Source organism: Xylanibacter sp., from assembly GCF_057607445.1.
Genome location: NZ_DBLZAX010000020.1, coordinates 36295 through 61000, shown reverse-complemented (window position 1 = coordinate 61000; position 24706 = coordinate 36295). Strand labels below are relative to the sequence as shown.

General features: G+C 46.6%; 19 protein-coding genes. 17 read left to right on the top strand and 2 right to left on the bottom strand.

All coding sequences use genetic code 11. From position 1 onward, the window contains the following. The 4 genes from ACZMIG_RS13140 to ACZMIG_RS13125 form a co-directional block, all read left to right on the top strand. Window positions 1-261, top strand: a 261-nt coding sequence (locus ACZMIG_RS13140; RefSeq protein WP_487889679.1) for a hypothetical protein, incomplete at its 5' end; no start/stop codon positions are given. 245 nt (window positions 262-506) lie between these two features. Then, complete coding sequence (locus ACZMIG_RS13135) at window positions 507-1787, top strand: hemolysin family protein (RefSeq protein WP_487889678.1); 1281 nt, start codon at window positions 507-509, stop codon at window positions 1785-1787. A gap of 103 nt (window positions 1788-1890) precedes the next feature. Beyond that, window positions 1891-2463: a GNAT family N-acetyltransferase gene (locus ACZMIG_RS13130; RefSeq protein WP_021853664.1), complete on the top strand. Its 573-nt coding sequence runs from the start codon at window positions 1891-1893 to the stop codon at window positions 2461-2463. Between the two features lie 14 nt (window positions 2464-2477). After that, complete coding sequence (locus ACZMIG_RS13125; protein WP_021853663.1) at window positions 2478-3353, top strand: helix-turn-helix transcriptional regulator; 876 nt, start codon at window positions 2478-2480, stop codon at window positions 3351-3353. A gap of 298 nt (window positions 3354-3651) precedes the next feature. Here the strand turns inward: ACZMIG_RS13125 and nhaD are convergent, their stop codons facing one another. After that, window positions 3652-5001 (bottom strand): sodium:proton antiporter NhaD, encoded by a 1350-nt coding sequence (gene nhaD / locus ACZMIG_RS13120; protein ID WP_418874030.1) that lies wholly within the window; start codon window positions 4999-5001, stop codon window positions 3652-3654. 423 nt (window positions 5002-5424) lie between these two features. Here nhaD and ACZMIG_RS13115 point away from each other — a divergent pair, with 423 nt between their 5' ends. The 3 genes from ACZMIG_RS13115 to rhaT all read left to right on the top strand — a co-directional run bounded on the left by ACZMIG_RS13115 (window position 5425) and on the right by rhaT (window position 9330). Next, window positions 5425-6915 carry a rhamnulokinase gene (locus ACZMIG_RS13115; protein ID WP_487889677.1) on the top strand — a complete coding sequence of 497 codons (1491 nt, stop codon included), beginning with the start codon at window positions 5425-5427 and terminating at the stop codon, window positions 6913-6915. Between the two features lie 39 nt (window positions 6916-6954). After that, complete coding sequence (locus ACZMIG_RS13110; RefSeq protein WP_418874032.1) at window positions 6955-8211, top strand: L-rhamnose isomerase; 1257 nt, start codon at window positions 6955-6957, stop codon at window positions 8209-8211. Between the two features lie 105 nt (window positions 8212-8316). Next, entirely contained in the window at window positions 8317-9330 is a 1014-nt protein-coding gene (gene rhaT, locus ACZMIG_RS13105) for an L-rhamnose/proton symporter RhaT (protein ID WP_021853657.1), read from the top strand. Between the two features lie 880 nt (window positions 9331-10210). On the opposite strand, the gene rhaD is transcribed toward rhaT, so the two are convergent. Continuing rightward, window positions 10211-11020, bottom strand: a complete 810-nt coding sequence (gene rhaD / locus ACZMIG_RS13100; RefSeq protein ID WP_021853656.1) for a rhamnulose-1-phosphate aldolase — start codon at window positions 11018-11020, stop codon at window positions 10211-10213. A 499-nt stretch (window positions 11021-11519) separates the two neighbouring features. Between rhaD and ACZMIG_RS13095 the strand changes: the two genes are divergently transcribed. The 10 genes from ACZMIG_RS13095 (at window position 11520) to ACZMIG_RS13050 (ending at window position 24416) form a co-directional block, all read left to right on the top strand. Further along, window positions 11520-12452, top strand: coding sequence for an aldo/keto reductase (locus ACZMIG_RS13095; RefSeq protein WP_021853654.1), 933 nt, complete (start codon window positions 11520-11522; stop codon window positions 12450-12452). 15 nt (window positions 12453-12467) lie between these two features. Next, entirely contained in the window at window positions 12468-13391 is a 924-nt protein-coding gene (locus ACZMIG_RS13090) for an amidohydrolase family protein (RefSeq protein ID WP_298455834.1), read from the top strand. A gap of 16 nt (window positions 13392-13407) precedes the next feature. Continuing rightward, window positions 13408-14664: an L-fucose:H+ symporter permease gene (gene fucP / locus ACZMIG_RS13085; protein WP_053399041.1), complete on the top strand. Its 1257-nt coding sequence runs from the start codon at window positions 13408-13410 to the stop codon at window positions 14662-14664. A gap of 22 nt (window positions 14665-14686) precedes the next feature. After that, window positions 14687-15703: a zinc-binding alcohol dehydrogenase family protein gene (locus tag ACZMIG_RS13080; RefSeq protein WP_021853652.1), complete on the top strand. Its 1017-nt coding sequence runs from the start codon at window positions 14687-14689 to the stop codon at window positions 15701-15703. Between the two features lie 407 nt (window positions 15704-16110). Further along, window positions 16111-18090, top strand: a complete 1980-nt coding sequence (locus ACZMIG_RS13075) for a KUP/HAK/KT family potassium transporter (RefSeq protein ID WP_487889676.1) — start codon at window positions 16111-16113, stop codon at window positions 18088-18090. A 152-nt stretch (window positions 18091-18242) separates the two neighbouring features. After that, entirely contained in the window at window positions 18243-18836 is a 594-nt protein-coding gene (locus tag ACZMIG_RS13070) for a DUF6621 family protein (protein WP_287601792.1), read from the top strand. A 154-nt stretch (window positions 18837-18990) separates the two neighbouring features. Continuing rightward, window positions 18991-20229 (top strand): saccharopine dehydrogenase family protein, encoded by a 1239-nt coding sequence (locus ACZMIG_RS13065; RefSeq protein WP_021853179.1) that lies wholly within the window; start codon window positions 18991-18993, stop codon window positions 20227-20229. A gap of 393 nt (window positions 20230-20622) precedes the next feature. Continuing rightward, complete coding sequence (recA, locus tag ACZMIG_RS13060; protein ID WP_053399045.1) at window positions 20623-21651, top strand: recombinase RecA; 1029 nt, start codon at window positions 20623-20625, stop codon at window positions 21649-21651. A gap of 396 nt (window positions 21652-22047) precedes the next feature. After that, window positions 22048-22686: a hypothetical protein gene (locus tag ACZMIG_RS13055; protein ID WP_487889675.1), complete on the top strand. Its 639-nt coding sequence runs from the start codon at window positions 22048-22050 to the stop codon at window positions 22684-22686. A 1142-nt stretch (window positions 22687-23828) separates the two neighbouring features. Then, entirely contained in the window at window positions 23829-24416 is a 588-nt protein-coding gene (locus ACZMIG_RS13050; protein WP_443982448.1) for a hypothetical protein, read from the top strand. Window positions 24417-24706: the final 290 nt, after the last annotated feature.

The window sequence follows — 24706 nt, the reverse complement described above, 5'->3', positions numbered from 1 at the left end:
GCGAGGTTCAAAATGGACGTCAGCGGATATGTGTCGCTGATGAAAGGAAAGATGAACGTGAGCCTTCTGTACGAAAACATACTCTACAACACAAAGAAACTTACTATGTTCGGTGAAGGCTGGGAGAAGAGACGCACTTTGCTTACACCGGATTCGCACGTAGTGCTGTTTGTTACATGGAACTTCACGGCAGGAAAGAAGATAAATAATCAGACACTGCCTACGGTTAAAAACAAGCCGGTGAATACACCGACGTTCTGAGAAGTGAAGAGATAGGAGTGAAAGATAAGAGTGAAGGAATAAGGTTAGATGCCGGTCATTTCAAATGTTGTATTGTAAGATGTTGTACAGATGTAAATTGGCATAACATTTGAAAACTTCGCTCTTCACTCTTATCTCTTCATTCACATAATGTATTTCAATTTAAATAAAATGTGCCTATTTATTTTGAAATTAACTTTACATGCATTATCTTTGCAACTGAAACAATACGGTTTAAACCATTAATGGAAGAAATTATAATTATTCTGCTATTGATATTTTTCAACGGAATATTTTCAATGTCCGAGATAGCAGTTATATCAGCGAGAAAGGTAACATTAACAAACGACGAGAAGAAGGGGAGCAAGGGCGCAAAGACCGCCCTCAGGCTGGCCAACGACCCCGACCGGTTTTTATCCACCGTACAGATAGGCATCACGCTTATCGGCATTCTCACAGGTATCTATTCGGGTTCGGCCATATCGGGCAAGTTTGCTGACGTGCTCGAGCATGTCGGTATGTCGGCATCATGGGCCTATCCCGTGGCACAGACAATAATAGTAGTCATTGTTACATATCTGACGATAATTCTTGGCGAGCTTGTTCCAAAGCGCATAGGCATGAGCGTTGCCGAGCGCGTGTCAAAGGTAATATCGCGCCCTATGTATGTGCTGTCGCTCATAGCCAGTCCGTTCGTATGGATTCTGTCAAAGAGCACAGAGGCAATAGTCAACCTGCTCGGAGTGAAGAATGCGGAGAGCAAGGTTACAGAGGAGGACATAAAGTCGATTGTCCAGGAAGGTAAGGAAGACGGCGAGGTGCAGGAAGTTGAGCAGGACATCGTTGAGCGCGTGTTCATGCTTGGCGACCTTAAGGTAAATTCGCTTATGACACACCGCTCAGAGGTGGTTACGCTTGACGTGAACATGACTAAGGACGAGATAAGACAAGTGCTCAACGACGACCTCTATGAGTCGTATCCCGTGATAGACCACAGCCTGGAGAACATCGTGGGCGTGGTGTCGCTTAAGGATCTTATCTTCAGGCTCGACGCAAGCACTCTCAACCTGAAGGAGATAATGCGTCCGGCTGTTTATTTCTACGAGAACATGAGCGTGTATAAGGCTCTCGAACAGATGAAGGAGAAACGCCTTACGCAGGCCTTTATCTGCGACGAGTTCGGAAGCTTTCAGGGTGTAATCACTCTGAGAGACATCCTTGAGGGCCTTGTAGGAACTATAGACGAGGTGAACAACGAACCTGACATCATAGAGCGTGAAGACGCAGCGAGCTGGCTTGTTGACGGACAGTGCTCTTTCTACGACTTCCTGTCTTATTTTGACAAAGAAGACCTGTACGACGGCGAACAGAACTATAACACCTTGGCCGGACTGATAATAGAGCAGCTGAAGCATATACCGCAGTCGGGCGAGCGTGCCGAATGGAACGGGTTCAATCTCGAGATTGTCGACATGGACGGTGCGCGTATTGACAAAGTGCTTGTAACACTGAAAAAAGAAGAATAATACGCTATAAATATTAAGCGCCGGCTGATTTTGAGTAATAGATTTTGTAGATTGTATTATTTTCAGTATTTTTGCAACGAATGATATAATCTAATCTTTTGCAATGGAAATACAATCAGCTCAGAAATTTCAGGCTCTTTCGATAGCAAGACTGATAATGCAGGCTATGAATTATGAATGTTGCCAGTATTTTGTCGGTCCTGACCACACTCTCGATGATTTTGAGCGTGTGATGACAGAACTCGTGCTTTCGGAAGATTCGCAGTACAGCTATAAGAACACCATGGTGGCTATAGACGAGGACGGCGGAGTTTGCGGTATGTGCGTGTCTTACGACGGCGGACATCTGCACGACTTGCGCAAGGCTTTTGTCAAGGCCATGAATGACAACTTCGGCCGCGACTTCAGCAATATAGCTGACGAGACTGGGCCGGGCGAGCTGTATATCGACAGCATAGCCGTACCTGAAAACTGCCGTGGCAAGGGCGTGGCAACCGTATTGCTCAATGCCGTTATCGAAAAGGCCAAGGGCATGGGGCTGCCTGCTGTAGGACTGCTCGTAGACACCGGGAATCCGAAGGCTGAGAAACTTTATGGCAGGGTGGGATTCAAGTTCGTAGGCAACAACACCTGGGGCGGACATCCCATGAAACATTTGCAGTATGTAATTAACTGAGAATAAATTGACGCATGCAGGACAGTAAATATTTAGTAGCTAACGACCGTGACGCCCAATGGGGACTTGTCGTAAATACTGTGGGATACGACGAAGTGGGCCCTGACGAGGACTATCCTACCAAGGGGCATGGCGACGGATATTTTTTTGATGTTGAGCGCGGCCGCGTGCTTGATGAATATCAGATGCTCTATCTTATAGAAGGCGAGGGCATATTCTCGTCGGAGCATGTAAGGAATGTTCATATCAAGGCCGGTGATATCTTCTTGCTGTTTCCGGGAGAGTGGCATACGTACCATCCTCTGCCGGGAGTGTTCTGGAAGAGCTATTGGATTGGCTACAAGGGCCGCAACATGGACGACCGTATGCGCTACAACTTCCTGTCGCTCGAGAAGCCCGTATATCATGTAGGTTTCAGCGGCGACATCGTTTATCTGTATAACTCGGCCATAAAGGCTGCAAAGGAGGAGGCTGCCTATTCGCAGCAGATACTTGCCGGCATCGTGAACAATCTGCTCGGCCACATGTATGCGCTTGAACGCAACATGGAACTTAACCGCCGCGGCGGATACGTAGACATGATAAACAAGGCACGCCTGCGCATACGCGAGGGTGTGGAGTCGAAGATAACGGTGCAGGAGATTGCGGCAGAACTTGGCTCAAGCTATTCTAACTTCCGCAAGCTGTTCAAGGAATACACCGGCATGTCGCCGGCGCTTTATCAGCAGGACCTGCGCCTGCAGCGTGCAAAGGAATTGCTGTCTACCACAGACATGAGTATAAAGGAGATTGCCTACAGGCTCAACTTTGATTCGCCCGACTATTTTTCAAGTAAGTTTAAGGTGAAGATAGGCTGTAAACCAAGCGAATATAGAGCCGGCACAAGATGACAGTGCGGCAGAAGGCTCTTTAGAATAGAATCGGTCATTAGTCATAATCAATGTCTAATGGCCGATTTTTTATTGCGGCATACCTTTTTATTATATGCCCGTTCCATGACAATCTGCTCAATGTCAAAACGGAAATTTTATATGACCGGCTGGGGGATAAATTCTGCCTAGGCAGAGCAAGTGGATATATAAAAAGAGGAAATGCACGCTTATGATGCATTTCCTCTTTTTTTGTATTTTGTGCACCCCATGCACGGTTACGTCATGAGATGCGTGCCGTTATCGACGGATGACTATGTTATAGTCCGATGAATGTCTTTTCTACCCAATAGATCAATATTCCGGCCATATATCCTGCAAATGCTATAAGAGAAATCCTCTTCATATACCAGCCGAAAGTAATCTTTTCGAGACCCATGACAACAACGCCTGCGGCAGATCCGATGATGAGCATAGAGCCGCCCACGCCGGCGCAGTAGGCCAGGAGCTGCCAGAATATGCCGTCCTGTGCCATGTCGCCCACTTCGGCAATAGGATACATACCCATGCATCCTGCTACGAGAGGCACATTGTCAACGATGCTCGACAGCACGCCGATAATGCCTGTTACGATATAATGGTTGCCGTTGAATGTTGTGTTGAGGCCTTCGCCCAGAGTGGCCAGCACGCCTATTGTCTCAAGACAGGCAACGGCCATAAGTATGCCGAGGAAGAACAGAATGGTGCTCATGTCGATGCGTGAAAGGATGTTTACAACTCTTTTCTGCATTGCACCCCTCTCCTCATTTTTGTGCAGATGGCGATAGAACAGTTCGGTTACGGTCCACAGCACGCCGAGCACCAGCAATATGCCTACAAACGGAGGCAGATGAGTTATCGACTTGAATATAGGAACGAAGATAAGACCGCCCACACCGATGAGGAACACCGTCTTGCGCTGTTTCTTTGTCAGTTCGTTGGTTTCAGCCGTCTTGCCTCCGGCTATTGCCGGAACAGCTATTTCGCCTTTGAGCGACAGCGACAGCAGGTAGGCAGGCAGAGCCACAGAAACAAGTGACGGCACAATAAGTTCCTTTATAACTCCTGCAGCCGTTATCAGACCTTTGTTCCACAGCATGATTGTCGTAACGTCACCAATAGGCGAGAAGGCACCTCCTGAGTTGGCCGCTATAATCACGAGCGACGCATATATGAGTCTGTCTTTACGTTCCTGAATCAGCTTTCGCAGAATCATTATCATAACGATGCTGGTCGTCAGGTTGTCGAGGATGGCCGAAAGGAAGAACGTCATGAACGTTATTCGCCACAAGAGAGTCTTCTTGTTCTTCGTCTTCATCATGTCGCGGACGAAGTTGAAGCCGCCGTTCTGGTCAACCACCTCAACGATGGTCATTGCACCCATAAGGAAGAACAGTGTGGTTGAAGTGCTTCCCAGATGCTTCTCAATTATTTCATTTACAGCAAGCGATATCTTATCGCCGGCAACACCGGGCAGGTAGCTTCCCGGATCGAACATAAATATTGTCCAGCAGCCCACCAGCATAAGCAGCGCAATGGCAGCCTTGTTCACCTTGGTGAAGCTTTCGAGGGCAATACACAGATAACCGATGATAAATACGGTTACGATAGCTAATGTTAAAGTTGACATTTTTAATTATTTAAGATTAGTTCATATTATCGTGCAAATTTAGTAATTATTTTCTACTCCAATAAAATATTTACCGAAAAATACTTTGTTTGTGTTATAATCTGGTCCTGTTTTCTGCCTTTTTGTGACGTGTTGTTATGCTTGTTTTCTTCATCTTTGTCTGTTTGTGCCGTTAGTCATCCCGTCGGCAGTAACAATATGTCTGTCCGTTCCGTGAGCCGTGATTTTGCCCTCTGGACGATATGCTTGTCCTTACGAAAACGTTTGCAAAGAAGTGATGCACAGATGCTTTCATAATGTTAAGCTAAGTTTTATTCTCAAATCTTATTGTCTAAAAATCAAATTGTTATATTCACTTATTTGAAATAATCTTTATCTTTGCAGAAATTAATTTAATACGCTAAAAACATACTAATATACTAAATGGGCAATTCAAAATGTTTCTTTGCTGTCGACCTTGGAGCTACAAGCGGCAGGACTATCGTCGGCACTCTTTCAGACGGTAAGATAAAGTTAGAGGAGATTACACGCTTTCCTAACAACCTGATAGAGACCGGCGGACATTTTTACTGGGATATTTACGCTCTTTATTTCGAGATAATAAAAGGCTTGAAGATTGTGGCAAAACGTAACGTCGAGATAACCAGCATCGGCATCGACACATGGGGCGTCGACTTCGTATGTGTGGGCGACGACGGCGCGCTGCTGCGCAATCCGTTCTCATATCGCGACCCTCATACGTTTGGTGCGATGGAGGAGTATTTCGAAAAGAAAGTGTCAAAGGAGAAAGTGTATGGCGCCACAGGCATACAGTTTATGAACTTCAATTCGCTGTTTCAGCTTTATGCCATGAAACGCGACGGCAATTCGGCTCTGAAGAATGCCGAGAAGATACTCTTCATGCCTGATGCGCTCAGCTGGATGCTCACGGGCGAGGCTGTCTGCGAATATACCATAGCTTCAACAAGCCAGATGCTCAATCCGGTTACGAAAGAGCTCGACGAGATGCTGCTCGAGAGTCTCGAACTTCCGCGCGGCAAGTTTGGCAAGATGGTTGTTCCCGGCTACAAGATAGGCGTGCTCACTGATGAGGTGCAGAAGATGACAGGGCTTGGCCCCGTGCCGGTGATAGCCGTTGCCGGTCATGACACGGCAAGTGCCGTGGCTGCCGTACCTGCTGCCGACGAGAAGTTTGCCTATCTCAGCAGCGGCACATGGAGCCTTATGGGCATTGAGACCAAGAACGCCATAATTAACGGGCGCAGCTATGAGCTGAACTTCACCAATGAGGGCGGAGTGGAAGGCACCACACGCTTCCTTAAGAATATCTGCGGCATGTGGCTGCTTGAGCGCTGCCGCAAGGAGTGGGGCGACGAGGCTCCGTCTGACTATGGCGTGCTGCTGGCAGACGCAATGAAGGTTACTGCCTTTCAGAGCATCATAAACCCTGACGACGAGATGTTTGCCAATCCTGCCGACATGCAGGCTGCCATAAAGCAGTATTGCGCAGAGACAGGTCAGCACGTACCCGAAGGCTATGCCGAGATATGCCGCTGCATACTCGACAGTCTGGCGCTGCGTTACCGTCAGGTGTTCGGCTATCTTAAAGAAATGTCGGTGTTCCCGATAAACACTCTTCATATTATCGGTGGCGGCTCGCTCAACGAGTATCTCAACCAGTTTACGGCCAACGCCACAGGCGTCACCGTGCTTGCCGGTCCGCAGGAATGCACCGCTCTTGGCAACATCATGCTGCAGGCTAAGGCTGCCGGAGCCGTTGAGGATATCTTCGACATGCGCCGCATCATAGCCGACAGCGTGAGCATGAAGCGCTTCGAGCCTAAGGACAAGGCTGAGTGGGATGCTGTTTACGAGAAATACCTGAAAGTGGTAGAGTCAAAAGAAAATAAATAATAAAACGAATAAACCAAAAAATTATAAAACTTATAACTTATGAAAGAAGAAATGATAAATAAGGCTTACGAGATAGCCAAAGAGCGCTATGCCGAGCTTGGCGTTGATACAGAGAAGGTGTTGAATCAGATGCAGGACTTTCATCTCAGCCTGCATTGCTGGCAGACAGATGACGTTATCGGCTTCGAGAACCTTACAGGTTCGCTGAGCGGCGGTATCGCTACAACCGGTAACTATCCCGGACGCGCACGCAACATAGACGAAGTAAGAGCTGACATAATAAAGGCTAAGTCGCTCATCCCCGGAACTCACCGTCTGAACCTTCATGAAATATACGGCGACTTCAAGGGCGAGACTGTCGACCGCGACCAGGTTGAGCCTAAGCACTTTGCAAGCTGGATAGAGTGGGGTAAGGAGAACAACATGAAGCTCGACTTCAACTCTACTTCATTCTCTCACCCAAAGAGCGGCAACCTTTCTCTGGCAAATCCTGACGAAGGCATACGCAACTTCTGGATTGAGCACACAAAGCGTTGCCGTGCCATTGCCGAGGAAATGGGTAAGGCACAGGGCGATCCCTGTATCATGAACCTCTGGGTGCATGACGGAAGCAAGGACATGACAGTGAACAAGCTGAAATACCGCGAACTGCTTAAAGACTCTCTCGACCAGATCTTCGCAACAAAATATGACAACATGAAGGACTGCATAGAGAGCAAGGTGTTCGGTATAGGTCTTGAAAGCTATACTGTAGGCTCAAACGACTTCTACACATCTTACGCTGCGCAGAACAACAAGATGATTACACTCGACACAGGCCACTTCCATCCTACAGAGAGCGTTGCCGACAAGGTTTCGGCCATGCTGCTCTATGTGCCTGAGCTGATGCTGCACGTAAGCCGTCCGATCCGCTGGGACTCAGACCACGTTACAATCATGGACGACCCGACACTCGACCTCTTCAGCGAGATTGTACGTGCAGGTGCTCTCGACCGCGTACACTATGGCCTCGACTACTTCGACGCTTCAATCAACCGCATCGGTGCTTATGTCGTAGGTAGCCGTGCCGCACAGAAGTGCATGCTGCGCGCCCTGCTCGAGCCGCTGGCAACACTGCGCAAGTATGAAGACGAGGGCAAGGGCTTTGAGCGTCTGGCTCTGCTCGAGGAGGCTAAGGCTCTTCCGTGGAACGCTGTTTACGACGAGTTCTGTCTGCGCAACAATGTGCCTGTTGGTCAGGCTTTCATTGCCGACGTAGAGCAGTATGAAAAAGACGTAACATCAAAAAGAGGTTAATATAGTAGACAGAAAGACAAATGAAAAGAGTTGAGAATCGAGAAATATTTCTCAACTCTTTTTTAATTAATAATCCATAGTTTATAATCTTTTCAGTTTCTTCTGATGGAAATAATAATAGGACTGATAATAATAGCTGTGGGCGCATTCTGCCAGTCGAGCTGTTATGTGCCCATCAACAAAATAAAGAAATGGAGCTGGGAGTCTTATTGGCTTGTTCAGGGTGTCTTTGCGTGGCTCGTGTTCCCGCTGCTCGGCGCCTTGCTGGCAGTGCCTTCAGGCCACAGTCTCGCTGAAGTGTATATGGCCGACCCCGTGGCGGCTTTGTGGACAATGTTCTTTGGCGTACTGTGGGGCATCGGCGGCCTTACGTTCGGCCTTTCTATGCGCTATCTCGGAGTGGCTCTCGGACAGAGCATCGCTCTCGGCACATGCGCCGGACTCGGAACCATACTCACCCCCATATTTACGGGCAACACACAAGACCTTACGATGCCCGTTATCGTAGGCGTGGTGGTTACGCTGATAGGTATTGGCGTTATTGGCGTAGCTGGCAACATGAAGTCGCAGTCGCTCAGTGACGAAGAGAAGAAGAAGGCCGTTAAGGACTTCAACTTCACCAAGGGCATCATCGTTGCGCTGCTTGCAGGATTTATGAGCGCATGCTTCAGCATAGGTCTCGGCTTTGGCGAGCATCTCAACTTCGGCGACGCCACCGACCCGATGTTCCGCACGCTGCCCGCAACGTTCCTCGTTACGCTGGGCGGCTTTGTCACCAACGCGGTATACTGTTTCTACCAGAACGGCAAGAACCGCACATGGGGCGACTATTCGCAGACAAGCCTTTATCTTAACAACATCGTGTTCTGCGCCCTTGCCGGACTGCTGTGGTACAGCCAGTTCTTCGGCCTTAGCCTTGGCAAGGGATTCCTGACCGATTCGCCCGTGCTGCTCACATTCTCATGGTGCATACTGATGGCCCTCAACGTAACCTTCAGCAATGTATGGGGAATAATACTGAAAGAGTGGAAAGGCTGTTCGCAGAAGACCATCGCCGTGCTCGTGGCCGGCATTATCATACTTGTTGTGTCTTCGTTCCTTCCCCAGCTGTTGAAGTGAGTCGGGCGAATGACGCAAATAAGGTAAAAAAGTTTTTCCTGAAAACTCATCACTCGTCACATCAGCGTGTAACTTGTTGATTTTTACTGACTTGTGGCGTGATGAGTTGCAGCTGTAAAACGTCACCATATATCACCTGCCTTGCTTGGGCGTGATGTTTGGTGACGTTTTGCTTATTCAACTCGTCACACGTTATGTCTCTGTCTGTCAGAGGGTTGCGTGCAGATGTGATGAGTGACGAGTTTTTTCTGAAAAAATATATTGTTTGGCTGTATAACGCAAGTGGTCTGATTTGGCTTAAAAAACTTCTTGTATTTATCAGTGCTGTTTCATGGCATGCAATATGTGGCTTTTCGCAATGTAAAAAGCCGCATATCAGCCTGTAAAAAGCCACCTTTTACAGGGCAGAATGCCGTCTTTTACAAATCTTGCTGTTTCAGGATAAGTCTGCCGTCATGAGGTGTGGATAATCGTCTCTGTAAAATCAGCCGTAACATAAACTTTTATGTAGCTACGTCCTGTTGGCCTGTGGTTTCAATCCAAATCGTTATTAGTTTTCAGTCTGTATTTTTGCTTTATTTTGAGGGGATTTTAGTTAGATTTTTCGCAGGCATGGCGGGCTATGCCAAGAAAAAGTGAACATAAAGACGGGCTGAAAGTATGAATGCACAAAATAGATAAAGCTATGGCGGCCTGATGCCGATTGAGGTTTAATTTTATGGTGTGTCAGCATGTCTATTCAGCCGCAAATATGGTCCTGCCTGATATTGAAACCCCATAAAATAACAGAATCCCAATGCTTCACAGCATCAGGATTCCGCCGTCTAAATAGACTCTTAAACTAATATTATCTGAGAATGATAAGATTTTTATTCAAACTTTATTTAGGCAAGTTAAATGCCTTAGACATTTCAGCCATCTGCTCGTCGCTCATGCCTTCAGGCTCTTCGCCCATGTTCTTGGCAGCGATGTATATCAGGGCGCTCTTGTTCAGCACGTCAACCTGATCGAATGCCTGCATGATGTCGTTGTCGATGGCAAACACTCCGTGCTTCTCCCACATTGCCACGTCGTAGTCGTCAAGCTGTCTTACAGTTTCTTCTGCAAGCTCAACGCTGCTGGGCAACTGATAAGGAATGATGCCCAATCCGCGCGGACAGAAAGCCTTTGTCTCCGGAATCATGCTCCAAAGCAGCTTCGTTAGCACGTCTTTGCCCAAGAACTTGCGTATGTGTGTCATTGCAACAAGCTCAATCGGGTGAGTGTGCAGCGATGCGCGGTAAGGAGAGCCTTTCTCAATCAGATGGTCGTGCACCATGAGATGCGAAGGCAGCTCGCTCGTGGGATTAACCACGTTGTCGGCTATGATCACATAGCTTGCGCAGTCGTCAAGTATACGGATTACGCTTCCGTTCTCCATTGGCCAGCGGGCCAAGTCGCGCATTCTGCGGTTTGTTCCTTTACAGAAGAAGTATGTGCCTTTAAGATGAGGCAGCGTTACTCCTATTTGCTTCACTTCACTTATGGCCGGCATCTGTCTTATTTCGTCGTCAACCAGCTCTGTGATGTTTATTGTAATGTTTCCTCCGTTTCTTTCAGCCCATCCCTTCTGCCAAAGATAACCGGCTACTTCAGCCACTTTGTCAATTTCTTTTTTCAATGCGGGACGTCCGTCAAGTATACTTTTCATATTTTGATTATTTTGACTGCGCAAATTTACAAAATTGAACATAATGACCACTTCGTGATTTGATATTAAAACTCGGATTTTTGACGGATGATTTTTTCTTGCCTTTCAGCGTATGTAACCATGATTCTGAATCCGGATGTTCATTTTTCGAACATGACGATGTGTTTAGTAAAGTATTCCTGATGGAAGCCTGTCTGCGGAGAGATAATCCGCGCCATGCGGTTTTCGCTCACAAGCGATGTGCAAATATACGTTCTTTTTCTTGAAAATCTATGGATACAACCTATAATTTTTGTCAAAAATGTAAGCATTGACATGCGTATTATGGCTTTATCCGTGTATTTATAAGGTGTGGCAATGCCTGTGATGCGGTGGCTGAAAGTGCTTAAAAAAGCATGATTTGGCAGGTTGAGTGAAGAAAGACATAATAATTTAAACAATTTTAATATGACATTTTCCATTGCCTTGCGTCATATCGTAAGATATAAATATTTCTACTATGATCTACAATGAATTAGGAAAAACAGGAATGCGTGTGTCTAATCTCAGCTTTGGCGCCTCTTCTTTAGGCGGCGTCTTTCATGACATACGCGAGTCAGAGGGCATAAAAGCAGTCCATACGGCAGTTGACAACGGAATTAACTTTATAGACGTATCTCCATATTACGGTCATTACAAGGCCGAGATGGTATTGGGAAAAGCCTTGAAGGAAATACAGCGTGACAGATATTATCTTTCGACAAAGGTGGGACGCTACGGCGAGAACGGCGTCAACACCTGGGACTATTCTGCCAAGCGCGTAACCGACAGTGTCTACGAGAGCATGGAGCGCCTCAACATTGACTACATCGACTTGATTAATGTTCATGATGTTGAGTTTGCCGACCTCAATCAGGTTGTCAACGAGACTCTGCCCGCACTGGTGAAGCTCCGCGAGGAAGGAGTGGTGAAGCATGTGGGCATCACCGACCTGCAGCCCGAAAACCTTAAATGGGTGATAGAGCATGTTCCGGCCGGAACGGTTGAGTCTGTGTTGTGTTTCTGCCATTACAGCCTCAACGACGAGATGCTGCTCGACTATCTCGACTTCTTTGAGGCAAACAATGTGGGCATAATAAATGCTTCGCCGTTCTCGATGGGACTGTTGTCGCAGCGCGGTGCACCGGCATGGCATCCGGCTCCGGTGGCTCTTAAGGAGGCTTGCATGCGTGCTTCTGACTACTGCACAGAACACGGCTATCCGATAGAAAAGCTCGCCGTGCAGTATTCTACAAGCAATCCGCGCATCGCCACCACGCTGTTCAGCTCGGCTAATCCTCAGAATGTGCTGAAGAACATCGACTATGTAAATTCGCCGATGGACAGCAGCTTGGTTGAGGAAGTACAGAAGATAATTGGCGACCAGATGCGTGTGCGCTGGGCTAACACATAATATCGCAGGGCAGACATGGACTATAAGATTATAGATGCGCATTCACATTTGTGGCTGCGCCAGGATACTTCTTGGAACGGAATGCCGGTCAGGACATTGAAGAATGGCCGGTCGTTCTTTCTTACGGAAGAGGTGCAGATGGTTCCGCCATTTATGATAGACGGCGTAAACAGCGCCGAGGTGTTCCTCTCTAACATGAACTACGCACAGGTGGGCGGAGCTGTTGTCGTGCAGGAGTTTATCGACGGCATACAGAACGACTATCTGGCAAAGGTGAAGAGCGACTATCCCGAACGCTTCTTTGTGTTCGGTATGTGCGATTACTTCAAGCCCGGATTCTATGACACTGCAGCTTCGCTTATCGATAGCGGCTTCAAGGGTATTGCCATACCTGGCCACAGGCTGATATTGAGCGACGGAAGAGTAAACCTGAATTCTCCCGAAATGATGAAGATGTTTCATCTGATGGAGGACAAGGGCGTCATCCTGTCGTTATGTCTGGCTGAAAACAACTTGCAGAACGGCGAGATCAAGGAGGTGATAGAGGAGTGTCCGCGCCTGAAGATTGCTATAGGACATTTCGGCATGGTTACCGCCCCGGGCTGGGAAGACCAGATAAAACTCGCCCTTAACGACAACGTGATGATAGAGTCGGGCGGCATAACATGGCTGTTCAATAAAGAGTTCTATCCCTTTAACGGAGCCGTCAGGGCTATCAGGGAGGCCATCGACATGGTTGGTGCCGACAAGCTGATGTGGGGATCAGACTATCCGCGCACCATAACGGCCATAACCTATAAGATGTCTTATGACTTTATCCTAAAGACCAATGACCTGACAGACAGGGAAAAAAGACTGTTCCTCGGCGAGAACGCTGAAAAGTTCTATGGCTTCAACAACCTGCCTGACCTGCCATACGTAAAGAATATGTCGGAGTAAATAATATGATGTCGTTATGAAAAAAAATAGCTATATAGTGCCTTTGTCGCTGATATTCTGCCTGTTTTTTCTATGGGCGATAAGCAGCAATCTGCTGCCGACGATGATAAGGCAGCTGATGAAGACCTGCGAGCTCAACACTTTTGAGGCTTCGTTTACAGAGACGGCTTACTGGCTGGCCTACTTTATCTTCCCTATACCAATAGCCATGTTCATGAAGCGTTACAGCTATAAGGCCGGCATCATCTTTGGCTTGTGCCTTGCCTCGCTGGGCGGCTTCCTGTTCTTCCCGGCAGCTATGATCAAGTCATACTGGGTTTATCTGTGTGTCTTCTTCATTATAGCCACGGGTATGTGCTTCCTTGAGACGGCTGCCAATCCGTATGTAACAGTATTGGGCAAGCCGGAGACGTCAATAAGGCGTCTTAACCTGGCCCAGTCGTTCAACGGTCTTGGCGCGTTTATCTCTGCCATGTTCTTGAGCAAGCTGGTGCTGAGCGGCAATAATTACACGCGTGAGACATTGCCCCTGAGCTATGAAGGCGGCTGGGAGGCATACATTCAGCACGAAACCGAGTCGATGCGTCTGCCGTATCTGCTTCTGGGCACGCTGCTGATTGTCGTGGCGCTGATATTCGTCTTTACGAAATTTCCTAAAATAGCAGATGAAAGCAAGTCGGGCGAGGCCCGCGGCGAAGGCAAGCTTATCGACTTCTCCGTGCTTAGACATTCACACTTGCGCTGGGGCGTCATCGCACAGTTCTTCTATAACGGCGGACAGACGGCCATCAACAGCCTCTTCCTCGTTTACTGCTGTGTGTATGCCGGACTTGATGAGGCCACAGCCACAACGTTCTTCGGATTCTACATGCTGGCGTTTCTGGTAGGCCGCTGGGTGGGCACTGCGCTGATGATAAAGTTTAAGCCGTCGCACATGCTTATGGTATATTCAATCTTGCTGATAATCCTGTGTGGCGTTATCTGCGCTTTTGGCGGACATGTAGGCATTTATGCCATGCTTGCCGTGTCGTTCTTCATGTCTATTATCTATCCCACACAGTTCTCCTTGGCCCTGCAGGGATTGGGCGACCAGACCAAGAGCGGTTCGGCATTTCTTGTCATGGCCATTGTCGGCAACGCCTGTCTGCCGCAGCTTACGGCATATTTCATGCATGCCAACGAAGAGATGTACTACATCGCATACATTGTGCCAATGATATGTTTCGCTTTTTGCGCATATTATGGCTGGAAAGGATATAAAGTGATAAATTAAAATAAAAACAAACGTAGAAAAAATGAAAGCAGTTCGTATTGCCGCACCTCAGGAGATTGGTGTGGCTGAAATAGAAAAGCCGGTGATAAAGGCTGATGAGGTTTTACTGAAAATAAAATATGTAGGATTCTGCGGATCCGACCTTAATACTTACCGCGGCAACAACCCAATGGTGAAGCTTCCTGTCGTTCCGGGACACGAGGTGGGTGCCGTTATTGAGGAAGTTGGTGCCGACGTTCCCGACACACTGAAGAAGGGAATGGTTGTTACGCTTAACCCTTACACAAATTGCGGCAACTGCGCCTCTTGCCGCAACGGACGCTATAATGCCTGTGAGCACAATGAAACTTTGGGCGTGCAGCGTCAGGGCGTTATGTGCGAATATGCAGCTCTGCCTTGGACAAAGGTCATACCGGCAGGCGATATTCCTGTGCGCAGCTGCGCCTTGATAGAGCCTATGAGCGTCGGCTTCCATGCCGTGTCGCGTGCCGAGGTTACAGACAACACCTTCGTAATGGTTATCGGTTGCGGAATGGTGGGCCTTGGTGCTGTTATGCGTGCGTCTTTGCGCGGTGCAATAGTCATTGCTGCCGACATTGACGACGAGAAACTTGCGCTTGCCAAGGAGGCTGGAGCAACATATGCTGTTAACACCATGACAGAGGATGTTCATCAGCGCATACAGGAGATAACCGGAGGCTATGGTGCCGATGTTGTCATCGAGGCTGTAGGCAGTCCTGCCACTTACGTTATGGCTGTCAACGAGGTTGGCTTTACCGGGCGTGTGGTTTGCATAGGATATGCCAAGAGCGAAGTGGCTTTCCAGACAAAGCTGTTCGTTCAGAAGGAACTTGACATACGCGGCTCTCGCAATGCAACTCCGTCTGACTTCAGAGCCGTTATCAACTGCATTAACACAGGACGTTATCCCATCGAGAAGTTTATATCTAAGGTCGTTACTCCCGAGGAAACTCCTGATGCAATGAAAGACTGGAGCGAGAATCCCGGAAAGATTTTCCGTATTCTTGTTGAGTTCTGATCTAACGGCTGATATAGGCGTTATGCCGGTCAGCGCAAGGTCCTGATGATGTTCTTTAATTCTGACTTATAAAGACCGGTTGGGATTAAAAGTATTGCGGCCTGCGTCAGACTCACTTTATGAAAGTTGTATGGTTTAGTTATTATAAGCTGCCGGAAGACAAGGCTTTATGCCTACTCTTCCGGTTTTTTCTTGCCTCCTTATCAGCAGATTTTGTGTTCTTTTATATCGCTGTTATTTACAGACGTTTCCTGTCTCATGTTTATTCATATTATTCTGTAGGCGCATCCTTTTGTTGTGCGTGAAGGAGTCGGCCGTTTCTCTCACTGCATAAAATAAAATGTAAAAATAAGCATTTCTTTCATTTTATCGTTATAATTTTGCAGGCGAAATAAAATATATTCAATATGGTACAAACATCTAAGGTAAATGCTACGGCGGGAGTGAGCAAAGCCGGATTTGCCGGAATACTCATGACGCTGGGAATTGTTTTTGGAGACATCGGAACGTCACCCCTGTATGTGATGAAAGCAATAACACACACGGGCGAAGCTCTGACAGAAAATTACGTGCTGGGAGCGCTTTCGTGCATAATCTGGACGCTTACGTTGCAGACTACCATAAAGTATGTGCTCATAGCATTGCGTGCCGACAATCATGGCGAGGGCGGAATATTGGCTCTCTACGCACTGTTGCGCCGGCATAAGCGGCGTTGGATTTATGCCATAGCCGTTATAGGAGCCAGCACGCTGCTGGCCGACGGCGTGATAACGCCTGCCATCACCATTACCACAGCCATAGAGGGACTGCGCGGCATCAATCCCGATATACCCGTGCTGCCTGTTGCCATTGCCGTCATCACTGTTGTGTTCTTCGTGCAGCGTTTTGGTACGGAGCATGTAGGCCGTTCTTTCGGCACATTCATGCTGTTGTGGTTCATGCTGCTCGGTGTCGTTGGCCTTATGTGGCTTATAGGCTGTCCGCAGGTTCTCAAGGCTTTTAATCCATATTATGCGGCGCGTCTGCTTATAGAGTCGCCTGTGTGGTTCCTCGTGCTCGGAGCCGTTTTCCTCTGTACCACGGGTGCCGAGGCCCTTTATTCCGACCTTGGACATTGCGGTAAGCACAACATCGCCATCAGCTGGATTTTTGTCAAGATTATGCTCATCCTCAACTATCTCGGTCAGGGTGCGTGGGTGCTTGCCAATCCGGTGCGTGCAGCCGGCAACGACAATCCTTTTTATGCCATCATGCCCGACGGCATGCTGCTCTTTGCCGTGTTTATGGCAACGGGTGCGGCCATCGTGGCGAGCCAGGCGCTCATCAGCGGTTCGTTCTCGATATTGAGTGAGGCGATGAACCTCAACTTCTGGCCCCGCATGAGGATAAAGCACCCTACCAACGTGAAGGGACAGATATATATTCCTACGGTAAACGGATTTATGTATGTGGCCGTGGTGTTTACGGTGCTTCTCTTCGGCGATTCTTCGCGCATGGAGGCAGCCTACGGACTGGCTATCACCATAACCATGCTGATGACAACGCTGCTTCTGGGCTTCTATCTGCGCAAGATGTCAGCTCCGCGTTTAGTCGTAATCATTTTTCTCGGTCTTTACTGTGTGCTCGAAGGACTGTTCCTTGCTGCCAACATGTCTAAGTTTGTTGCCGGCGGATGGTTCACCCTGCTCATAGGCGGCTTGCTCTGCTTCATTATGTTTGTGTGGATAAGTGCACGCAAGATACGCAGCCGCTATCTGCGCATAAAGAAACTCAGCGACTATCACGACATAATATCTGCGATAAAGGCAGACAACAGCATACCCAAGTATGCCTCAAACCTTGTGTATGTAAACCATGCACCGACTGAAGGCGGAGTGGACGACAAGCTGCTTTATTCGATAATAAACAAGCAGCCCAAGCGTGCCGACCATTACTGGCTGCTGCACATTGAGTTTGTTGACGCGCCCGACACGCTCGAATACACCTGCAAGGCACTCGTGCCCGACACGCTGTTCAGCATAAACCTGCGCATCGGATTCAGAATTGAGCCGCGCGTCAGCCTGTATCTCCGTCAGATAATAGAAGACTTGGTGGCTTCAGGCGAGGTAGATCTTACCAGCTCTTATCCTTCGCTGCGCAGCAAGGGCATTGCCGGCGACTTCCGCTTCATTATAATCCACCGCATATATTATCCCGAAGATTCGTCAGACCGCCGTCAGAACTTGCTGATGAGCCTCTATGCTATAATAAGACGCATTGGCGTAGACGAGCCTAAGGCGCTCGGTCTCGACACGTCGGTGGTTGTGGTGGAGCGTGTGCCGCTGATTATTTCAGGACAGCGCGACGGCAGCAGAAGGCGTATAGCAAGGGCTGAGCCGGCAGAATAATGCCGCAGAATGTGCAAAAACTATAATAGTTTAGTCTGAAAACATGAGTAATGTGTCTTTCGCTTTGAAAGACACATTACAAAGAATATCAAAAAGTCAGTTTTTTTGTCTAACGGTGTGTATTCTCATTATTTTTGTGTAAGTTTGCATACATGAATAACAATTTGGCAGGCACCGCAAAATGGTGCGAGAATGTTATGGTGGTAGACGCCGACTATATAGATAAAGTGGCGTTCGACCTTATCGTTAATTTTGAAAGGATGATAGAGCGGCGCATCCCGCAGGCCGACATGGCGCGCTGGATTGACTGCATCGGTCTTGACGGAGGACTGCGCGAGGGTGAACACCAGACGCAGGTGATTCTGATACACGGCAAGAATAGAGACAGACTTGACAATTTCAAGCCGTCTGAATATGCCCATGAACTTGACGGCATGGCGTTTAAGGACAACCTTGGAGAGTTCCTTATCAGTGCGCTTCCCGTTGAGGACATTGTCAGCAAGGACGATTTCTTCGTTGAGACGGTGGAGCTTATATGCGCACAGAAAGAAGTGAAGCGTGTTATGGTTGTGCCCGATGCCGAGCGCATCTACGACCGTGTGCGCCATGCCCTGAGAAATGTTGACGACGAAAAGCGCGTAACCGTGTTTGCCATGCAGCCCATGCAGGGCGGCAACTTCCGTCAGGAGATACTCGGCTACTCGCTGATGAGCGCGCTGGGCATAAGGGCTGATGAGATAAAATAGGGAGCGGCAGGGATTATGGCGGAGCGGCAGCCTTGGCTGCCAGATGTCTGTCATCGCCAATTACCCGCCCAATAACTCCCATTCCTCCCATAAGTCCCATCCCCAATAATTTTATAAGACTAATAACAAAAAACAAGCAAAATAAATTTTTAAAATGGGAAAAGTATTAATGATTGGAGCCGGTGGCGTAGCTACCGTTGCAGCGTTCAAGATAGCAAAGAATGCTGACGTGTTTACCGAGTTCATGATTGCAAGTCGCCGTAAGGAGAAGTGCGACCAGATTGTCGACGCCATCCACAAGGCCGGAATTAACATGGATATAAAGACGGCGCAGGTTGACGCCGACGACGTTGAGCAGCTCAAGGCTCTGTTCAACGACTATAAGCCCGAGCTGGTTATCAACCTTGCCCTGCCTTATCAGGACCTTACCATAATGGACGCCTGTCTGGCTTGCGGATGCAACTATCTCGACACCGCAAACTATGAGCCTAAGGATGAGGCTCACTTTGAGTACAGCTGGCAGTGGGCATACAAGGAGCGCTTCGAGCAGGCAGGACTTACAGCCATTCTGGGCTGCGGCTTCGACCCGGGCGTGAGCGGCATATACACAGCTTATGCTGCAAAGCATCATTTCGACGAGATTCAGTATCTCGACATCGTTGACTGCAACGCCGGAAACCACCACAAGGCTTTCGCAACAAACTTCAACCCTGAGATTAACATCCGCGAGATTACTCAGAAGGGACTTTACTATAAGGACGGTCAGTGGCTTGAAACCGAGCCGCTCGAGGTTCACAAGGCGCTCACTTATCCTAACATCGGTCCGCGCGAGAGCTATCTGATGCACCACGAGGAGCTGGAGAGCCTCGTTAAGAATTATCCTACAATCAAGCAGGCACGCTTCTGGATGACCTTCGGACAGCAGTATCTTACATATCTCGACGTTATTCAGAACATCGGCATGTCTCGCATCGACGAAATCGAGTACGAAGCACCGCTGGCCGACGGCTCAGGCAAGACTGCCAAGGTTAAGATTGTTCCGCTGCAGTTCCTCAAGGCCGTGTTGCCTAATCCGCAGGATCTCGGCGAGAACTATGACGGCGAGACAAGCATAGGCTGCCGTATCCGCGGACTGAAAGACGGCAAGGAACGCACATATTATGTTTATAACAACTGCTCGCATCAGGAGGCTTACAAGGAGACTGGCATGCAGGGCGTTAGCTACACAACGGGTGTGCCCGCCATGATTGGCGCAATGATGTTCTTCAAAGGTCTGTGGCGCAAGCCGGGCGTATGGAACGTAGAGGAGTTTGATCCGGATCCATTCATGGAGCAGCTCAACAAGCAGGGACTGCCCTGGCACGAAGTGTTCGACGGCGACCTGGAACTGTAATTTAATTCATAATTCACAATTCATAATTCATAATTGGAATGGTGAGTTTTGAAATTTATAATTCATAATGGGATAGGAGAATTTGATGTTCATAACTATTTAGACAGACATTGGAGATTAAATGCATTGCAACAATGCAAATCATAATTCTCCATTCTCCATTCTCCATTCTCAATTAAATAATTCGAGTGGAACTGTTTAGACAGACATTGGAGATTAAATGCATAGCAACAATGCAAATCATAATTTTCCATTCTCCATTCTCCATTCTCAATTAAATAATTCGAGTGGAACTGTTTAGACAGACATTGGAGATTAAATGCATTGCAACAATGCAAATCATAATTTTCCATTTTCAATTCTCCATTCTCAATTACTAAAAAACGCTTTTATATGGCAAAAGAAAAAGATACAGAGGGCATGAGCATACAGGAAGGCAAACTGAAAGCCTTGCAGGCTGCCATGGCCAAAATAGAAAAAGACTTCGGCAAAGGCTCGATAATGAAGCTCGGAGACGAGAACATCGAGCAGGTTGAGGTCATTCCCACCGGAAGCATCGGTCTTAACGCCGCTCTCGGTGTGGGCGGATATCCGCGCGGACGAATAATAGAGATTTATGGTCCTGAGAGCAGCGGTAAGACTACTCTCGCCATTCACGCCATTGCTGAGGCTCAGAAGGCGGGCGGCATTGCAGCCTTTATCGACGCCGAGCATGCCTTCGACCGCTTCTATGCTGCTAAGCTCGGAGTGGATGTCGACAACTTGCTGATATCTCAGCCGGACAACGGTGAGCAGGCTCTCGAGATAGCCGACCAGCTTATACGCTCTTCAGCGATAGACATCCTGGTGGTCGACTCAGTGGCTGCGCTCACTCCGAAAGCCGAGATTGAGGGCGATATGGGCGACAACAGGGTTGGTCTGCAGGCACGACTGATGAGTCAGGCGCTCAGAAAGCTTACGTCTACTATAAGCAAGACCAACACAACGTGCATCTTCATCAACCAGCTGCGCGAGAAGATAGGCGTTATGTTCGGCAACCCCGAGACGACAACCGGCGGTAACGCGCTGAAATTCTATGCCAGCGTGCGCCTCGACATACGCCGCGTTACGAGCATAAAAGACGGCGACAAGGTTATCGGCAATCAGGTTCGCGTAAAGGTGGTTAAGAACAAGGTGGCTCCTCCGTTCCGCAAGGCTGAGTTTGAGATTACCTTCGGCGACGGAATCTCTAAGGTTGGCGAGCTTGTTGACCTCGGCGTTGAGTATGGCATAATACAGAAGAGCGGTTCATGGTTCTCTTATCAGGGAAGCAAGCTGGCTCAGGGACGCGACGCAACCAAGACTCTGCTGAAAGACAATCCTGAACTGTGCGAGGAGATTGAGGCACTGATAATGCAGGCTATATCAGACAGCGTGGAGTAATACGCCGTCTGTCTTGTGTTATAAAGATTTTTGAATATACATCCGGCATGGGCGCAACGGCGTCTGTGCCGGATTTTTTTATGTTCTGTAGGGACACACACTGGGTGTGTACGCATTTCAGTTTTAGTGTAAATAAAGATTATTGTATAAAATAATTATGCCAAAATCACGTTAATATTATATGGAATGTGCATGAGGATTAACAACCTACAAATATGAATATTTAATTTAAAATGAATTGCAAGGGATAAAAATTTATAAAGATAATTATAGCTATGATTTTGAATATCATTATATTTAGCATTTAGAATATAAGGTAAAGATATACGGATTGTATATTTTTAATGAATACGCATTTTTTAGGTCTGAATAATTTAACTTAATCTTGACTTTATTATGTTTAAAGACTATTACTATAATAATTTTAAAATTGATTTATTTCAATCTATTCGTAACAATTCATACCATCATGAATTCCGCCAAATACATGTAGGTGAGGTCATTTGGGTAGATGTATCAGAATTATTTGGTTTGAGGGCAAATTCGTTGCTCGTTAAAAGAATGATTAACGAAAATACATTTTTTCCTAGTGTCGCGATATATTTTACAAGTATGATACCACAGGTAATTATGCATATAAAAGATGAAGAGGCTATGAATAATTTTTATAAAAGTAGTTCATGGCCACTTATTTCTTGCGGTTTAGGGGGAATTATGGATCCTATTCATACTTTATGGGAAGCTCATTTGATGCCTTCTAAAGGATGTGATGTTAAGCAGTTTATAGATACAATCAAAGAAGGAGAGAAAATAATAACAGCTGATGTGATTGAATTCCTACATGGTGGCCAACCTAATGTTAATGAAAATGCATATCAGAGACTTGTTGATAGTATGGATGGCAAGATAGATAAAGTAGAAGAGTGTATTCATGATGCTGTTTTATACTTTATAGATTGGATACTTGCGCCTACTTTGAATAAATCTCCAGAGTCTTTTCTATATAACAAGAAAAAGTATGGAAATGAGGTTTAGTTATCTTGATTTTTTATACATTTACTGATATATTGTCAATAGTTTTTCCAATTATTGGTTATGCATTACCTATCATATGTATTCTTGGCTATATAATCTGATGAGTTCAGCATTCAGAATGCTTGTCACATAATTTTATTATATCGAACTTATTCGCGTTATAAATCATGTGCCTTTATCATCCGGACGTACCTCGGGTACGTCCCTACGGTTATCTGTCATATGTCTTGCATGGCTCTTTATTTTTGAAACTTGCAACGCTTTATTGCCTTTCATTTTGTCATCGTGTTTATGTCAAGATTTTCATGCAAAATAGAAATCGCTTAGGCAGAAATATGGTTTTGCAGGTAAACAATATTTACAAAACATCGTTAAAGGCATGTTTTTGTCTGATTAATATGCCACTTTTTGTGCGTTAATGCACTGTTTTTTCATCTTTAACTGGCAGGTTTTGGTGCCAAAAAGCAGTGGTTTTTGCCCGTTTTTCAGGCAAAATCGTTGCACACAACGCTGTAGATTGTCTGTAATGTTCTGATGCGTCGCAGCTTATGTTTGCACACGATTTTTGCCGGTTTTTACGGCCGGATAATTTTATTTTCAGAATATCGCAGTATGAGAGCGTCAGCAAAAGTCAGAGTGTAAGCGTAAAGCCCAGAATGTGTTGCAGAGTGTTATCTGTGCAAAACCTTTGTCTGAAGGGCTTTGTGCGTGCAATCATGTGCGCGCCAGTATTGTTTTTGGGCTGTTATATTTATCTATTCTGGTGATTTGTTGCAGTGTAAATTTATATGTATTTGTGTGTTTTTTTTGTTAATATTTTGACTTCTGAGTTGTATATATAGCATTATTTTCTTATCTTTGGAGAAAACTAGCGGTTATTTATTCATTTTTTATTATATAAGTTTGTTTTGTTGATTTTAATCAGAAGGAGGATTTTTATGGAAAAGACACGAAAAGAAACTGGGTTGAAGAGATTAATGTTCAATTATATTAAACTGCTTTTCTGTGCAGTTGTGTCAGTGGCTCTTTTTTATGGGTGTGATAATAATGATGATAACATCATTCCCGGAAAGCCTCCAAAAAAGCTTGAAAATGCTTACATATCAAATTATGTAATTGTTGATCAGTTGAGATATTTTTATATGAGCGACACTTATGATAGTATACCGACCGATCCACATATACAATTTTGGCTTGTTGGTAGAAGTTGTAGTGATGATGAACTGGAAAAACTGTCAAGAGAGTACGGCGACACTACCTATAACGGCAATAAAATTAGAAGCTATTTTGTTGGACCTGTTGTCAGCGACTCAATAAAAAAGATAGACGTAACATGTAGGTCAGATTATGATGCACAGCATCCCAAGGGTACGTCGCTGGCAGACATTGTGCTGTTCTGCGGACATTCTTATTACAACTTTATCCACAACGGATATACTATTGTGGATGCAGAAAAGAATAAGCCTGAAAACGAGAACTTGTGCAAATTTGTCGAGGCAAGATGGAGTCCTTCTGACGATAATGATATAGCCGATCCGTGGGCAACAGTTGTGTCAGACACCCTTAAAAACATATCTTATGCCGACACCAAGCTGCTTAACGCGCGTAAGACAGTTTTATGGTTTACCAAGCGACCTGAAGGTCACGGCACATTCTGGTTTGACCTTACTGTAGAGATGTCGTCTGGATTAAAGTTCAGCGTGCCTGTAACGTATCAGTATGACAGATAAGGCTGTATGCCGGTGCAAGTCTGATTGACATCAGCGTAAAAACAGATATTGTTGTCAGCAGTATGAACTGTCATGCTGCTGACAATTTTTATAGAGCAAGGCATGGCTATTATATTTATGGCTGCGGCGTTGGTGTGCAGGTTTGTTTGTTGTCGGTCGGGGAGAGAATATTCTTTCGTGCTTAAGGTGGGTTCTATAAATTCGCTTTTTCAGATTTTTGATTTTAGGCGAGAAGATTTTGTAAGTGAATAAAGGAGTGTAGCGGGCTATACGACTGAATGAACTTGAAA

What these genes read in the sequence shown, in the direction of transcription:
- ACZMIG_RS13065 (WP_021853179.1), top strand. Translation starts at nt 18,991, where the DNA reads ATGGGAAAAGTATTAATGATTGGAGCCGGTGGCGTAGCTACCGTTGCA.
- recA (WP_053399045.1), top strand. Translation starts at nt 20,623, where the DNA reads ATGGCAAAAGAAAAAGATACAGAGGGCATGAGCATACAGGAAGGCAAA.
- ACZMIG_RS13135 (WP_487889678.1), top strand. Translation starts at nt 507, where the DNA reads ATGGAAGAAATTATAATTATTCTGCTATTGATATTTTTCAACGGAATA.
- ACZMIG_RS13070 (WP_287601792.1), top strand. Translation starts at nt 18,243, where the DNA reads ATGAATAACAATTTGGCAGGCACCGCAAAATGGTGCGAGAATGTTATG.
- ACZMIG_RS13090 (WP_298455834.1), top strand. Translation starts at nt 12,468, where the DNA reads ATGGACTATAAGATTATAGATGCGCATTCACATTTGTGGCTGCGCCAG.
- ACZMIG_RS13110 (WP_418874032.1), top strand. Translation starts at nt 6,955, where the DNA reads ATGAAAGAAGAAATGATAAATAAGGCTTACGAGATAGCCAAAGAGCGC.
- rhaT (WP_021853657.1), top strand. Translation starts at nt 8,317, where the DNA reads ATGGAAATAATAATAGGACTGATAATAATAGCTGTGGGCGCATTCTGC.
- ACZMIG_RS13050 (WP_443982448.1), top strand. Translation starts at nt 23,829, where the DNA reads ATGAGCGACACTTATGATAGTATACCGACCGATCCACATATACAATTT.
- fucP (WP_053399041.1), top strand. Translation starts at nt 13,408, where the DNA reads ATGAAAAAAAATAGCTATATAGTGCCTTTGTCGCTGATATTCTGCCTG.
- ACZMIG_RS13115 (WP_487889677.1), top strand. Translation starts at nt 5,425, where the DNA reads ATGGGCAATTCAAAATGTTTCTTTGCTGTCGACCTTGGAGCTACAAGC.
- rhaD (WP_021853656.1), bottom strand. Translation starts at nt 11,020, where the DNA reads ATGAAAAGTATACTTGACGGACGTCCCGCATTGAAAAAAGAAATTGAC.
- ACZMIG_RS13130 (WP_021853664.1), top strand. Translation starts at nt 1,891, where the DNA reads ATGGAAATACAATCAGCTCAGAAATTTCAGGCTCTTTCGATAGCAAGA.
- ACZMIG_RS13075 (WP_487889676.1), top strand. Translation starts at nt 16,111, where the DNA reads ATGGTACAAACATCTAAGGTAAATGCTACGGCGGGAGTGAGCAAAGCC.
- ACZMIG_RS13055 (WP_487889675.1), top strand. Translation starts at nt 22,048, where the DNA reads ATGTTTAAAGACTATTACTATAATAATTTTAAAATTGATTTATTTCAA.
- ACZMIG_RS13125 (WP_021853663.1), top strand. Translation starts at nt 2,478, where the DNA reads ATGCAGGACAGTAAATATTTAGTAGCTAACGACCGTGACGCCCAATGG.
- ACZMIG_RS13095 (WP_021853654.1), top strand. Translation starts at nt 11,520, where the DNA reads ATGATCTACAATGAATTAGGAAAAACAGGAATGCGTGTGTCTAATCTC.
- nhaD (WP_418874030.1), bottom strand. Translation starts at nt 5,001, where the DNA reads ATGTCAACTTTAACATTAGCTATCGTAACCGTATTTATCATCGGTTAT.
- ACZMIG_RS13080 (WP_021853652.1), top strand. Translation starts at nt 14,687, where the DNA reads ATGAAAGCAGTTCGTATTGCCGCACCTCAGGAGATTGGTGTGGCTGAA.